We start from the raw sequence: 12921 nt of genomic DNA, 5'->3' as shown, positions 1-12921 counted from the left end.
CGAGGATTAGTTGATGAAGTGTTAACGGGTCCTGAAGACCCCGTGCGCTGCAACGGCCGGAACGGCAACGGCCACCGCAAGCGGTGGCCGTCCGTCGGCCTCAGGCCTCGGCCGAGACCAGCTGCCCCGCCAGCGCCGATTCGATCAGCCGGCGGGTCTCGTCGATGCCGTAAAGGGCGATGAAGCCGCCAAAGCGCGGCCCCTGATCGGCCCCCAGCAACACCTGATAGAGCGCGCTGAACCAGTCGCGCAGCGGCTCGAAGCCGTGATCCTTGCCGATGGCAAAGACCATCGACTGCAACGCCTCGGCATCGGCGGGCTGGTCCCAGGCCGCAAGACGGCCGGCCAGGTCCTCCATGGCGGCACGCTCCACCTGGGTCGGTTCGCGGAACTTGCGGGTGGGCGCCACGAAGTCATTGAAATAACGCAAAGCAAAACCGGCTGCGGCGTCCAGGTCGGGATGGGTCTCTGGGCTGGCCCCGGGCGCATAGCGGCGGATGAAGCCCCAGAGCCCGTCCTTGCCCGTGGCGCCCGCGACCGAGGCGAGGTTCAGCAGCATCTGGAACGGCACCACCATGTCCGAGGCGGGCACGGTGCCGCCATGGATGTGCCAGACCGGGTTGGCCAGCTGCTGTTCGGCCGTCTGATCGGGAAAGGCGCGCAGCTGCTGGTGATATTCGTCCACCGCCTTGGGGATGACGTCGAAATACATCCGCTTGGCGGTCTTGGGCTTCTGGTACATGAAATAGGACAGGCTCTCGGTGGCCGCATATGTCAGCCATTCGTCGATCGACAGCCCGTTGCCCTTGGACTTGCTGATCTTCTGTCCGTCCTGGTCCAGGAACAGCTCATAGGTGAAGTGCTCGGGCGCACGGCCGCCCAGGATGCGGCAGATGCCGTCATAGATCGGCGTGTTGGTGCTGTGATCCTTGCCGTACATCTCGAAATCGACATCCAGCGCGGCCCAACGGGCGCCGAAATCCGGCTTCCACTGCAGCTTGACCTGGCCCCCGGTGACCGGCAGCGTCAGTTCCTGCCCGTCCTCGTCAAAGGTGATCGTGCCGTTTTTCGCATCGACATGCTTGATCGGCACGTAAAGGACGCGCCCCGTCGTGGGGCTGATCGGCAAAAAGCAGGAATAGGTCTGTTGACGCTCCTCGCGGAGGGAGGCCAGCATCACCTGCATGATCTCGTCATACTTCTCGGCAGCGCGCAGCAGCGTGTCATCGAAACGGCCCGACTTGTAGAACTCGGTCGCGCTGATGAATTCGTATTCAAAGCCGAACGTGTCCAGGAAGCGGCGCAGCATGGCGTTGTTGTGCCCGCCAAAGCTGTCATGCGTGCCGAAGGGGTCGGGCACCGAGGTCAGCGGCAGCTGCAGATGCGCATGCAGCATCTCCTGCTGGGGGACGTTCTCGGGCACCTTGCGCATGCCGTCCATGTCGTCGGAAAAGCAGATCAGCCGGGTCGGGATGTCGCTGATCATCTCGAAGGCGCGGCGGATCATCGTGGTACGCGCAACCTCGCCAAAGGTGCCGATATGCGGCAGGCCCGACGGGCCATAGCCCGTCTCGAACAGGACATGTCCCTTGTCGGGGTCCTTCTTCTCATAGCGCTTGAGCACCCGGCGCGCTTCTTCGAACGGCCAGGCCTTCGATTGCATTGCGGCATCGCGCAAGGTGGTCATGTCGCTGTCTCCTGCTGAGGGTCCGGAACGCTTATTGAAAGCACCGGCCATCGTCAATAATCTGCGCCCGAACCCCGTTGGAGTGTGCCATGATCGTCGACCTGCCTTCCCTTTCCCCCTGCGATGCGCTGGTCGCGGTGATGGTCGCGGTCTCTGCCTCGGACAGCACCATCCGGACGTCCGAACTGGTCGCGATCCAGCGCATGGTCGATCACGCCCCGGTCTTCGCGGCCTATGACGACGACCGCATCCGTGCGGTCAGCCAGACGGTCATGACCCTGTTCGAGGAGGAGGACGGTGTGGACGCGCTCTTCGGCCTGATCCGCGACGCGCTGCCCGAAAAACTCTACGAGACCGCCTATGCGCTGGCCTGCGACGTGGGCGCGGCCGATGGGCGGCTGTACGAGGGAGAGGTGATGATGCTGGCCGAAATCCGCGACCAGCTGAATATCAGCCGCCTGCATGCGGCCGCGATCGAGCTGTCGGCCCGCGTCCGCCACATCACCGTCTAGGCCTCCAGCCGCGCCGCGAAGGCGCCTAGTAGGTCGCGCTGCAGCGCCTTTGCAGCCTGCGTCCAGGTACTGACGCCCGCAGGCAACTCCTGACCGATGGCCGCCTGCCTGCGGGCCGGATCGCTGCAGAGGATGGTAAAGACCCCCTCGGCCCCAGATGCCGTGGTGACATAGCCGGTCAGGTTCGACACGAAATTCAGCGTTCCCGTCTTGCCGGAAATGAGATGCCGGGCAGAGGTATCCCGTCCCAGATCCTCCGACAGGGGGTTGGTGCGCAGCAGCCGGGCCAGATCCAGGTCGCGGCCGGGTCCCGCCAAAACGCGCGTCAGCCCATGGGCTGTCACGCGGCTGTCGCCCGACAAGCCAGAATGGTCCAACAGCCGAAGCCCCTGCCCCAGGTCACCCAACCAGTCGCGCATGACCTGGCCCGAAGCGGGCAGATCGGACGCGCCGCTGGCATGCAGCCCCAAGACCTCTGCCGTCAGGTTGGTGGAATGGCGCAGCATGTCACGGATCAGCACCTCCAGCGGGGAGCTGTCGTGCTGCGCGACCACCTGCCCCTGCGGCAGCGCAGGGATCATCTCGGCAGGGGGCAAGACCAGGCCGCGTGCGCGGCACAAGGTCTGGAAGACATCGGCGGCATAAAGCTCGGGCAGGCGCACAGGCAGCCAGCGGCTTCCGTTCCGACCCATCGCCCCGCGCGACACTGTCCAGTATTCGCGCGCCTGATCGTTGCGATAGGTGAACAGGTCGGCTTGGTCGCGCGGCATGGCGGTGATCGTATAGGCGCGCGGGGATTGCGATGCCGCCCGCGCCTCGACGCTCAACTGAAGGTCGACGCCGACCCGGCTCCAGCCCAGATGCACCCGATTGAAGTTGAGGATCATCCCCGAGATCGAGGGGTTATAGGCCAGATGCTGTGCCTGCTCGGCCGTGATCTGCGGCAGATGCGGCAAGGCACCGCCCCAGACCGCAAAGCGCCGCGGCGGCTCCTGGGGGCTGGCTGCAAGGTCGGCCGCCAGCCGCGCCAGATCATCCGTGGACAGAACAGGATCGCCGCCTCCGGCCAGGATCAGCATGTCGCCAGACCGGATGATCCGCGTGCTGAAGCGGTGTGCCGGACCAAGGCGGTCCAGGGCGAAAAGCGCGGTGATGGCTTTCATCGTGCTGGCCGGCGCCATCGGCATCAGCGCCTTCCCAAGGGCCAGCGGCTCTTGCCTGTTGGACAGGGCAAAGGACACCTGTCCCGGCAGGGCGGCGCGTGCGACCAGATCCCGCGCGTCGGGTGCGGGTCGACGCGGCGGCCGCAGGTCCAGCGCCTGCCCGCCCGCAAGATTCGGCAATACGGCAGAGGCCAGAAGGGCTGACAGGAACCCCCGTCGGTCCAGCTTCATGTCTGGGCCCTCCGCAGTTCGGTCGAGGACAGGCTGGACATGGGAAGGTTGAGGAGCGTCCAGGCCGGCGGGCGACGGTCGGCCAAGGTCAAGGCCCGGACTTCCGGCACCCGCGCCGCGCGCATCACCTGCGCCGCCACCGAATGCCGCGCCGCAAGGCGGCTTCCGGGCCGCGCCATCACCGCGATGGGCACGCAGCGCGCGATCTGCCTCCAGCGGTCCCAGTGGTGGAACTGGACCAGGTTGTCCGATCCCATCAGCCAGACGAAGCCCACGCCGGGATAGCGTCGCTGCAGCGCAGGAATGGTGTCGGCCGTCAGGCGCAGCCCAAGCCGCGCTTCCACATCGGTCACAATGATCCGGGGATCCCGCGCCAGGCGCCGCGCCCGTGTGATCCGCGCGGACAAGGGCGCGGGTCCATGCAGCTTGAGGGGGTTGCCCGGCGACACCAACCACCAGATCCGGTCCAGGCCAAGCCGACGCTGCGCCACCTGGCTGATCAACAGATGCCCCGCATGAGCAGGATCAAAGGATCCGCCCAGCAGGCCGATGCGCTGGCCCGGCAGCGCCAAGGGAAAACCGGTCGTCATTTCGCAGACTTAGCCCAGACTTTCGGGCAAGCCAACGGCCGAAGAAAGGGGAGAGCCCGTGCCGGAACTGTCGCCGGCACGGGCGGCCGTTCATTTCACGGTGATGCGCCCGTCAAGATAGGGTACATAGCCCTCGGGCATGGCGCTCATGTAGGCCGCGACGACTTCTGCCAGGTCCGGACCGAAGTCATAGGCGTTCTGGCCCTTTTCGGCAAAGACGGCATAACCGTCGCCGCCGCCCCGCATGTAGTTGTTCGTCGCCACTCCATAGGTCTGGCCTTCGTCGATGGGCACCCATGCGCCATCCTCTTGCACCATGACGTCGCTGATGCGCGACCCCGGCTCGGCGGACGGATCGAGCGTGTATTTCAGGCCCGCGACCTGCGCGAACCTGCCTCCGGCCTCGGCATGCTGGCTGGCGCTATTCTCCAGTGCCGCGATGATGTCAGCACCGTTCAACTGGAAGGTCGCCAAGGTATTCTGGAACGGCAGGACGGTATAGATCTCGCCCATGGTCACCTCGCCCTCGTCGATCGAGGCGCGCAAGCCGCCGCCGTTCTGGATCGCGATGGTGACGCCCTGATCGCGAACACGGTCCAGCATGGCATCGGCCACCAGGTTCCCCATCTCGCATTCGCGGGCGCGGCAATTGGCGCGGTCTCCGTCGATCGGCGCGTCGGTTTCCGCGACGACCTTCTCGCGAAGCTCCAGGATCGGCTCGGCCATCTCGGTCACGCGGGCGGCGATTGCCTGATCCTCGGGGACCGAGGCATCCAGCAAGATCGGCTGCCCCTCAAGCGCCGTGACCTCACCATTGTCATCGAAGGTCACGGTCAGATGCCCAAGATACTTGCCATAGGCATAGGCCTGCACGATCAGGACATCATTGCCGTCAGGTCCGGCGACCAGCGTGGGATAGGCACCCTCGGCACCCTCGATGTCACCCAGCAATGTGTGCGAATGCCCGCCCACGACCACATCCAGCCCCGGCACGTCGGCTGCCAGCTGCTGGTCGCGGAGGTAGCCGACATGGGTCAGGGCGATGATCTTGTCGATCCCTTGGGCTGTCAGCTCCTCAACCGAAACCTTCAGGCTCTCGACATCATCTTGGAAGGTGACATTCGGGCCAGGTGACGAGGTTTCGGGCGTGTCCATCGCCAAGGCCGACACGACGCCCACCTTCTGATCGCCCAGCTCGATCACGCTGTGCCGGGCCACCTTGTCCGCCAGCACATTCGACGTCGAGACGTCGATGTTGCCGGAAATCACAGGAAACTTGACACCATCCACAAGCACGGCAAGCCCCTCGGGGCCATCGTCGAACTCGTGGTTTCCGACCGCCATCGCGTCATAACCGATGGCGTTCATGAACTCGACCACGTCGGCGCCCTTGTAGGTCGTGTAGAACAGCGACCCCTGATACTGGTCGCCGGCGTCCAGAACGATGACGTTCCCGCCCTCGGCCAGGATCTGGTCGCGCAACTCCGCCACCTTGCTGGCGATCCGTGCAACCCCGCCGAAACATTCGTTTGCCGCCGCCTGCTCCTCGTTGCAGGTGCTGTCCGACCCGTTGATCTGTTCGATGCGGCTATGGACATCATTGGTGTGAAGGATGTGCAGCACCATTTCGGCCTGAGCCGCGCCCGCAAAAAGCGCAATCGCCGATGCGGCCCCCAGAAGGCGATGTTTCATGCCTGATTCCCCTGTTGCTATGTCTGGTTCTTCCCGACAGCTTGGCGCAGCGCTGTCTTGTGGTCAAACCGCTGCCAAAGGGATGTGGCACGAGTTCATGGCATTGCGATGACGTCTTGACCCCATACCCGGGGCTGCGGCAAATGCGCCATGCTGATCTACAAAGTCCTCCGCGCGCCTGAATGGGCCTTGATGCAACGGGACGGCGCCACCGCCGGCGCGCCCGTAGATCTGGCCGACGGCTACATCCACTTCTCGACCGCCGAACAACTGGATGTCACGTTGCGCAAGCACTTCACGGAAGAAGACGGCCTGATGCTGCTGGCCTGCGACGTGGGCGCCCTTGCCCCGGACCTGCGGTGGGAGCCCTCGCGCGGCGGCGCACTCTTCCCGCACCTCTACCGCCCGCTTGGGATGAACGAAGTGCTGTGGTCACGCCCGATCCCGCTGACGCCCCACGGCCATGATACCGGAGCGCTGCAATGAACGTCATCGAGAAAATCGGGCTCGCGGCCCTGCACCGGATCGACCCCGAGGTCGCGCACGACCTGTCGATCCGCGCCTTGCAGCGCGGGCTGGCGCCCCTGCACGGCGGCGCGGTGACATCGGACAGGCTGCGTCTTGACCTGGCCGGAATCAGCCTGCCGAACCCGATCGGCTTGGCGGCAGGCTATGACAAGAACGGCAAGGTGATCGCGCCTCTGATGAAGTCAGGTTTCGGCTTTGTCGAAATCGGGGCCGCCACGCCTCGCCCTCAGCCTGGAAACCCAAAGCCGAGGCTGTTCCGACTGACGGACCAACAGGCGATCATCAACCGCTTCGGCTTCAACAACGAAGGGGCCGAGGTCATCGGCGCACGGCTTGCCGCGCGTCCCGCAGGCGTGCCGGTGGGACTTAACCTTGGCGCGAACAAGGACAGCACCGACCGGGCAGAAGACTTTGCCCAGGTCTTGCGGGTCGCGGGAACATCTGCCGATTTCGTGACGGTCAACGTCTCGTCGCCCAACACCGAAAAGCTGCGCGACCTGCAGGGTGCAGAGGCGCTGGCCGCCTTGCTGGACAGGGTGCTGGCGACGCGCGACAGCCTGACGCGGCGCATCCCGGTCTTCGTCAAGATCGCACCCGACCTGCGGGATGCCGAGGTCGCCCAGGTTGCATCGGTCGTGCAGAATGCAGGCCTGGACGGGATCATCGCCACAAACACCACCCTGTCGCGCGACGGCATCAATGGACCGCATGCACAGGAGGCGGGCGGCCTCTCCGGCGGGCCGCTCTTTCGACGCTCGACCCGCATCCTGGCGCTGCTGCACCAGGAAACGGCAGGCCGCATTCCCCTGATCGGCGTGGGCGGCATCTCCAGTCCGGACGACGTGTGGGAAAAGCTGCGCGCCGGGGCAAGCGCAGTTCAGGTCTACTCAGCGATGATCTACCAGGGGCTTTCCCTGGCACCGCGACTGGCCCAGGCATTGGATGATCGCTTGGCGCGCGACAGGATCACCTTGGCGGAACTGACGGGCAGCGGCGCCGGCGACTGGATCTAGGTCAGGCGCTGTCCCCTGCGCCAAGAAGCTGGTTCATGCTGTGCGAAGGTTCGGGACAGCCTGCATCCCCGATCACCCGCGCCGGAACGCCTGCGACGGTCTTGCAGGGGGGTACCTCCTGCAGCACGACCGAACCGGCCGCGATGCGCGAATGGTGCCCGATATGGATGTTACCAAGCACCTTGGCACCGGCACCGATCAGCACCCCGTTTCCGATCTTCGGGTGACGATCTCCGTCTTCCTTGCCGGTCCCGCCCAAGGTCACGGAATGCAGCATCGACACATCGTTGCCGACCGTCGCCGTCTCGCCGATGACAATCGAATGGGCATGATCTATCATCACCCCCGTGCCGATCCGGGCCGCGGGATGAATATCGACGCCAAAGCACTCCGAGCAGCGCATCTGCACGAAATACGCAAGGTCGCGACGTTCCTGCTGCCACAGCCAATGGGCCATGCGATAGGCCTGCAGCGCCTGAAAGCCCTTGAAGAACAGCACCGGCTGCAACAGCCGGTGGGTCGCTGGGTCACGGTCATAGACCGCCATCAGATCTGCCCGTGCGGCATCGCCCAGTTCCGGGGTGCTGGCATAGGCCTGATCGGCGATCTCCCGCAGGATCTGCTCACTCATCTCGCCGGAGGCAAGCTTCAGCGAAAACCTGAACGCAAGCGCCGCCTCCAGACTGTGATGATGCAGAAGACCGGCATGGATCAGCGCACCCAGCAGCGGCTCGCCGGCCACGGCCGCACGCGCTTCGTCACAAAGCTGGGCCCAGATGGTGTCCCGGTTCAGTGACAGAGGTTTTTTCTTGGCATGCAGCATGTTCATCTTGGCCCGCCCGATCGCTCAGATCTCTCTCATAACCCAGAAATCGTCATGGGAAAACCCGGGCGGGCCAAATGTCGTCACACCGGCAGGCGCAGTTCCAGCCAATGGACCGCCAACCGGATGCGACCGCCGGCAAAGGTGCCGCCTTCGGCGGTAACGACCAGCGGCGCGGGCTGGTAATATGTCATCGGGCTGCCAAGGATCCCACGCGACCACGAACCGCGCGGTTTCCCCAAGCCCTGACCAAAGCGGACCAGCGCGCCGGCCGTTCCCAGCCTCCATCCCGTCGCTGAGCCTGTGATATCCTCGGTCACGCGCGCAGCGGCGCCGATCACCATCGCTCCGGCCGGGATCAGGACGGTGCTGCTCACGCTCGTGCCGGAAGCCACCACCACCTCACCTTCGGCCAGTCCCGCCACCAGGCCAGAACCGGACGCTCCCAAGGTCAGCGCGCCCGTCACCCAGGACGCCCCGTCATGGATGGCTTCGGCCCCCCGGTCAGCGATGAAAGCGCGCATCCCGGCCGCAGCGGGCACAAAGACCCAACCGCCGTTCGAACCCACTGCAATGGCGCCCGCCTGCCCGCTCCAGGCACCGTGGGGCGCAGAAGGAACGCCCCAGCACTGACCGTTCAGAACCGTCTCTGGCGGCGTCGCCACCGAGACGCTCTGAAGAACCATGTTCACCAGGCCGTCCAGCCGCATCAGGGCCTCGTTCACCGTCACATGCTTCTGCGCCTGCGCCGGCTGCAGCAGGGACATCTGCAGGCGCATCGTTTCACTGGGCATTGAACTCTCTCCTTGCAAACGGGCCACGCCCGAAGCTTTGGGACAACTGGGCCACCTGGACCGTTACCGGTCCGGACGGCATCTGCGACAAGATGGTCTGCGTGATGGAATAGGACGGCTGGCCGACCTCGGCTTCAACAAGCAGACGTCCGTTGCTGCTCAGCCGCAGCAGGTAGCGCTCGCTGCCCTCGCCCAGGGGAATGTCGGGTCCGTCCCAGCCGTCGCTGTCGATCCTGCTGCGCCTGATCCAGGTGATCTCGCGCCCGTTCATCCGCAGATGGCAGGGCGTATAAGGGCGCAGCCCGATCCCCGGCGCCTCGGTCGTTCGGCTGCGATAGCTGGCATCGTCAGGCGACCGAGAGGCCGGGCCGATCCGCCAGAACCGCTCCTGCCCCCGCGCGGATGGCGGCAGGTCCACCTGACGTGCGCCCCCATCAAGCAGAACGACCAGGCTGCCGGCAGGCCAGCTGTCGGGCATCAACGCGTCGCTGCCCGCCTGTCCCCGCAGCCGCTGGCTGATCTCCCATACGTTGGGGGCCACCAGTTCCGCCGTGGCGAACTGCATGACCTCCCAGCGGTCGATCGACCCATCCCCGATCGCCAGTGCATTGGCGCCGGACAGCAGCGCCCGCGTGGTGACCGACCGGAGGCCGTCGTTCGGCAGCCGCAACCTCAGGGGCGCGCCACGGTCGATCACGCCCGGCTGCGCCCGCGCCAGTGGCGTCAGGGTACGCCCGATCAAGGCGCGGCGCTCGACAAGCAGGTTCAGGTCGAACCCCCCTTCTGCCTCGGCCGAGACATAGGCGGCCACGGTGCCCGGCCAAGGATTCGCCGCGACAGCCAGGTAGGGTGCATGCGGCACCTCGTCGCCCCGCAGCAGCGGCAGGTCCAGAAACACCGGCCGGACCGGCAGCGGCGGCGAATAGCGGCGGATGCCGCCCTGCTCGTGATGGCTCAGCCGCGGCGAATAGAGGCCGGGATCCACGCGGACGGCATCAACGGTGATGGCGCCTGCACGCTCCACCCGGTCGATGCGCCAGCGACGGGTCTCCTGCCCCGGCATCTGCGACAGGATCACGTCCCCCGGCCCCAGAGCCTTGCGCGAGGGGGGCAGGACGAACCGCGCGCTGTCCCGCGCCACCTCGGCCTCGGTGATCCACCGATCGGCGACCGCACGACCCTCGGCACGCGTCAGGACCATCGCGAATTCGGTGTCCGAGACGGCATGACAGGTCTCGTCGGCCAGGCTCGACTCTGCGGTGGCCACACCGTAGTCGCCACCCGCCTCCACGTGGCTCAGCCGCAGGCGCCCGACATTGGCCGCCTCGACCTGGCGGATCGTCTCGAACCCGCTCAATTCTCCGGCCACAGCCAGATCGTCGGGCGTGATCTGCGCCTTGACCACCCCATCCCGCGCCACGAATTTCAGCACGCCCGCACGCTCCACGGCATCGAAACCATGTGCCAGCATCAAGGGCTGCAAGGCCGCGCGCCCCGATTCGGTCCCGCCCAGGGCATATCCCCGGACGACGCCGGAAAGGCCCGATACATCCACCGCAGTCACCCCGGACGCACGACAGATGTCGCGCACCACCGCACGCAGGGTCACTGCCCCGGCACGGCCGTTCAGCCAGTGACCGCGATCCCAGGCCGGACCGTCCGACCAAAGGTCGCTGCGACCCGGGAAGGCCGGATAGGGCCGCTCGTCCCAGCACCAGACATGGGCACGGTCCGTGTCCAGCATCGCCCTTCCATCGGCGTTGCGAGGGTTGTTTTCCGGGTCCCGCCAGAAGTCCATCGACGCTTCGATATATGCCGCCTGGATCGCATCGTTCCGGGTTCCGTTCGAGTAATGCGGCAGCATGCTCTCGGAACTCATCGCGTCCAGGAACTTGTTGGGCTGGTTCGTCGCCTTGTCCAGCGCGGCACAGCCGATCTCTGTGAACCATATCGGCTTAGATCCGGGCACCCAGGCCGTCGCCTCGCGCTGTCGGACGCCGCCCGGCCGGTTGAAGTGCTGATTCTGCCACCAGCTTTTCAGGTCCTTGTAGCGCCAGACCCATGCCTCATCATAAGTCCCGTCCGTGATCGGACTGCGGACCTGGGCATCCCGGTCCGCGTCGCTGGCGTAGTACCAGTCAAAGCCCTCGCCGCCGGCGATGTTCGACTTGAGGTAGTCGATGTTGTCGATCCGCCCCCAATACGCGTCCAGGTGGCTGTCGCCGTCCCGCCAGTCGGACAGCGGCATGTAGTTGTCGATGCCGATGAAATCGATATTGCGATCCGCCCACAGCGGATCGAGGTGGAAGAACAGCGCACCTCCACCCGGATGATGGCCGAAATATTCTGACCAATCCGCCGCATAGCCGATCTTGACGCTTGGCCCCAGGATCGCCCGAACGTCCGCCGCCAGCTGCCGCAGCGCCGCGACGGCAGGATATGTGTTCGACGGCCCCCGGATCTGGGTCATCGCCACCATCTCGGACCCGATCAGGAAGGCGTCGATCCCGCCCGCCGCGGCACAAAGATGTGCGTAATGCAGGATAAAGCGGCGATAGGACCACTCGCTCGGCCCATGATAGGACACCTGATCCCCGCTGCGGGCAAAGTGATCAGGCTGCGCCGTTCCAAAAAAGGCCGCCACCTGTTCAACAGCGCTGGTTGTGCCATCGGTGGTTCCAAGCCGACGCGGCGCGACAGAGGTGGTGATCCGCCCGCGCCAGGGCATGGCGGCCTGCTCCGTTGCGCCGTAAGGGTCGGGCAGACGGTTCCCGGCCAGTTGCTCCATCAGGATGAACGGATAGAAGATCGCCTTCCGACCCGAAGCCGACAGCGCGCGCAGCCCCTCGATGACCGATCGGTCCGAAGGCGTGCCGCCATAGATGGGCCGTCTCTCGGCCCGCGCCACTTCCTCAGCCTGCGAGCGGGTGATGCCGCCGGCACGCCACGGCATCTCGTCACCATCAGCCGCCTTGAACTCGACCTTCGGCCTGACTTGGCAATTGCCGATCCGCAGATCGCTGCCAAACCACGAGACGACCAGCGAAACCGAACCCACGTTCGGCAATTCCCGCCCCAGCACATCCAGCGAGGCGCTGAAATCCGTGCCGCCCATGGGCGTGTTCACGTTGAAACTGCGCACTTCGCCCAGATCGTCGGCATGGTGCACCGGCGTCGTGGCCAGCGAGTATTCGCCCGTCCCCGGGATCAGCGCCACAGCGCGCACATCGCGCGACAGGCCGGACCCGTCACGGGCGGGACAGGTCACCTCGAAACTCAACTGGGGCATGCGGTTGCCCCACCGCTCCAGGCCGAGGTTTTCCAGCACGACATAGGCGGTGCCGCGATAGGCCGGCGCCTCATCCCCCTCATGGGCCGCAATGATCGGGTCCGGCATCTGGGTCGCGCCGCCGCGATAGACGCGCATGTTCAGGTCATCGGCGGCAATCTCCTCCCCATCGGCCCAGACCCGGCCGACGCTCAGGATGCGGCCTTCGCACAGCGCCAGCGCGACCGAGATGCGGTAACTGATCTGGGTCACGCGCGGCTTCGGGGCGCCCTTCCCGCTGCCCCCGCCTTCGGTGCGGCTGACCTCTTCCAGGGGCGACGTCCAGATGACGTGACCAGGCATCCGCATCTGCCCCCAGACGCGGGGGATGGCGATGCCTTCTCCGGCAGTCTGGATGCGCAGACGGTCGATGCGGCCGGTCTCGACTGCCTTGGCGCCTCCTCCCAGCAGGCGCTGGTCGATCGCCCGTCCGATGACGGCACCTGCCGCGCGTCCCAGCACGGCACCGGACAGGCCCAGCACCGCGCCGCCAAACCCCGCTCCCAGCGATGCACCGACCGCAGACAGGACTATCGTGGCCATGCTGGCCTCCTTTGTTC

10 protein-coding genes are annotated in these 12921 nt (G+C 65.9%); 3 read left to right on the top strand and 7 right to left on the bottom strand.

Translation table 11 applies throughout. The annotated features are described in order from the left end of the window. Positions 1-100 precede the first annotated feature (100 nt). The gene (locus tag ACZ2G3_RS06890) at positions 101-1687 is read right to left on the bottom strand and encodes a lysine--tRNA ligase (RefSeq protein WP_470398595.1); all 1587 of its coding nucleotides are present in this window, start codon (positions 1685-1687) and stop codon (positions 101-103) included. 89 nt (positions 1688-1776) lie between these two features. Between ACZ2G3_RS06890 and ACZ2G3_RS06885 the strand changes: the two genes are divergently transcribed. After that, on the top strand, positions 1777-2199 hold the full coding sequence (locus tag ACZ2G3_RS06885; RefSeq protein WP_470398593.1) for a tellurite resistance TerB family protein: 423 nt from the start codon (positions 1777-1779) through the stop codon (positions 2197-2199). On the opposite strand, the gene dacB is transcribed toward ACZ2G3_RS06885, so the two are convergent. From dacB to ACZ2G3_RS06870, 3 genes are all read right to left on the bottom strand, one after another. Next, positions 2196-3593 carry a D-alanyl-D-alanine carboxypeptidase/D-alanyl-D-alanine endopeptidase gene (gene dacB, locus ACZ2G3_RS06880; protein ID WP_470398591.1) on the bottom strand — a complete coding sequence of 466 codons (1398 nt, stop codon included), beginning with the start codon at positions 3591-3593 and terminating at the stop codon, positions 2196-2198. The two genes, ACZ2G3_RS06885 and dacB, sit on opposite strands and share 4 nt — an antisense overlap. Then, positions 3590-4183, bottom strand: coding sequence for a nicotinate-nucleotide adenylyltransferase (locus tag ACZ2G3_RS06875; RefSeq protein ID WP_470398589.1), 594 nt, complete (start codon positions 4181-4183; stop codon positions 3590-3592). Before ACZ2G3_RS06875 ends, dacB begins: the two co-directional genes overlap by 4 nt. 90 nt (positions 4184-4273) lie before the next feature. Next, positions 4274-5875 carry a bifunctional metallophosphatase/5'-nucleotidase gene (locus ACZ2G3_RS06870; protein WP_470398587.1) on the bottom strand — a complete coding sequence of 534 codons (1602 nt, stop codon included), beginning with the start codon at positions 5873-5875 and terminating at the stop codon, positions 4274-4276. 150 nt (positions 5876-6025) lie between these two features. Between ACZ2G3_RS06870 and ACZ2G3_RS06865 the strand changes: the two genes are divergently transcribed. Both ACZ2G3_RS06865 and ACZ2G3_RS06860 read left to right on the top strand, forming a co-directional pair. Beyond that, positions 6026-6361: a DUF952 domain-containing protein gene (locus ACZ2G3_RS06865; protein ID WP_470398585.1), complete on the top strand. Its 336-nt coding sequence runs from the start codon at positions 6026-6028 to the stop codon at positions 6359-6361. Next, a complete protein-coding gene (locus tag ACZ2G3_RS06860; RefSeq protein WP_470398583.1) occupies positions 6358-7416 on the top strand; it encodes a quinone-dependent dihydroorotate dehydrogenase in 1059 nt (352 codons plus the stop codon). Before ACZ2G3_RS06865 ends, ACZ2G3_RS06860 begins: the two co-directional genes overlap by 4 nt. 1 nt (position 7417) lies before the next feature. Here the strand turns inward: ACZ2G3_RS06860 and cysE are convergent, their stop codons facing one another. From cysE to ACZ2G3_RS06845, 3 genes are all read right to left on the bottom strand, one after another. Next, positions 7418-8245: a serine O-acetyltransferase gene (cysE, locus tag ACZ2G3_RS06855; protein ID WP_419267545.1), complete on the bottom strand. Its 828-nt coding sequence runs from the start codon at positions 8243-8245 to the stop codon at positions 7418-7420. 77 nt (positions 8246-8322) lie between these two features. Next, on the bottom strand, positions 8323-9033 hold the full coding sequence (locus ACZ2G3_RS06850; protein WP_470398581.1) for a DUF2793 domain-containing protein: 711 nt from the start codon (positions 9031-9033) through the stop codon (positions 8323-8325). After that, the gene (locus ACZ2G3_RS06845) at positions 9023-12904 is read right to left on the bottom strand and encodes a baseplate multidomain protein megatron (protein WP_470398579.1); all 3882 of its coding nucleotides are present in this window, start codon (positions 12902-12904) and stop codon (positions 9023-9025) included. Before ACZ2G3_RS06845 ends, ACZ2G3_RS06850 begins: the two co-directional genes overlap by 11 nt. Positions 12905-12921: the final 17 nt, after the last annotated feature.

It is taken from the genome of Paracoccus sp. KKT209 (genome assembly GCF_055635455.1).
This window is presented reverse-complemented; position numbering and strand designations above follow the sequence as displayed.

What these genes read in the sequence shown, in the direction of transcription:
- ACZ2G3_RS06890 (WP_470398595.1), bottom strand. Translation starts at nt 1,687, where the DNA reads ATGACCACCTTGCGCGATGCCGCAATGCAATCGAAGGCCTGGCCGTTC.
- ACZ2G3_RS06885 (WP_470398593.1), top strand. Translation starts at nt 1,777, where the DNA reads ATGATCGTCGACCTGCCTTCCCTTTCCCCCTGCGATGCGCTGGTCGCG.
- dacB (WP_470398591.1), bottom strand. Translation starts at nt 3,593, where the DNA reads ATGAAGCTGGACCGACGGGGGTTCCTGTCAGCCCTTCTGGCCTCTGCC.
- ACZ2G3_RS06875 (WP_470398589.1), bottom strand. Translation starts at nt 4,183, where the DNA reads ATGACGACCGGTTTTCCCTTGGCGCTGCCGGGCCAGCGCATCGGCCTG.
- ACZ2G3_RS06870 (WP_470398587.1), bottom strand. Translation starts at nt 5,875, where the DNA reads ATGAAACATCGCCTTCTGGGGGCCGCATCGGCGATTGCGCTTTTTGCG.
- ACZ2G3_RS06865 (WP_470398585.1), top strand. Translation starts at nt 6,026, where the DNA reads ATGCTGATCTACAAAGTCCTCCGCGCGCCTGAATGGGCCTTGATGCAA.
- ACZ2G3_RS06860 (WP_470398583.1), top strand. Translation starts at nt 6,358, where the DNA reads ATGAACGTCATCGAGAAAATCGGGCTCGCGGCCCTGCACCGGATCGAC.
- cysE (WP_419267545.1), bottom strand. Translation starts at nt 8,245, where the DNA reads ATGAACATGCTGCATGCCAAGAAAAAACCTCTGTCACTGAACCGGGAC.
- ACZ2G3_RS06850 (WP_470398581.1), bottom strand. Translation starts at nt 9,033, where the DNA reads ATGCCCAGTGAAACGATGCGCCTGCAGATGTCCCTGCTGCAGCCGGCG.
- ACZ2G3_RS06845 (WP_470398579.1), bottom strand. Translation starts at nt 12,904, where the DNA reads ATGGCCACGATAGTCCTGTCTGCGGTCGGTGCATCGCTGGGAGCGGGG.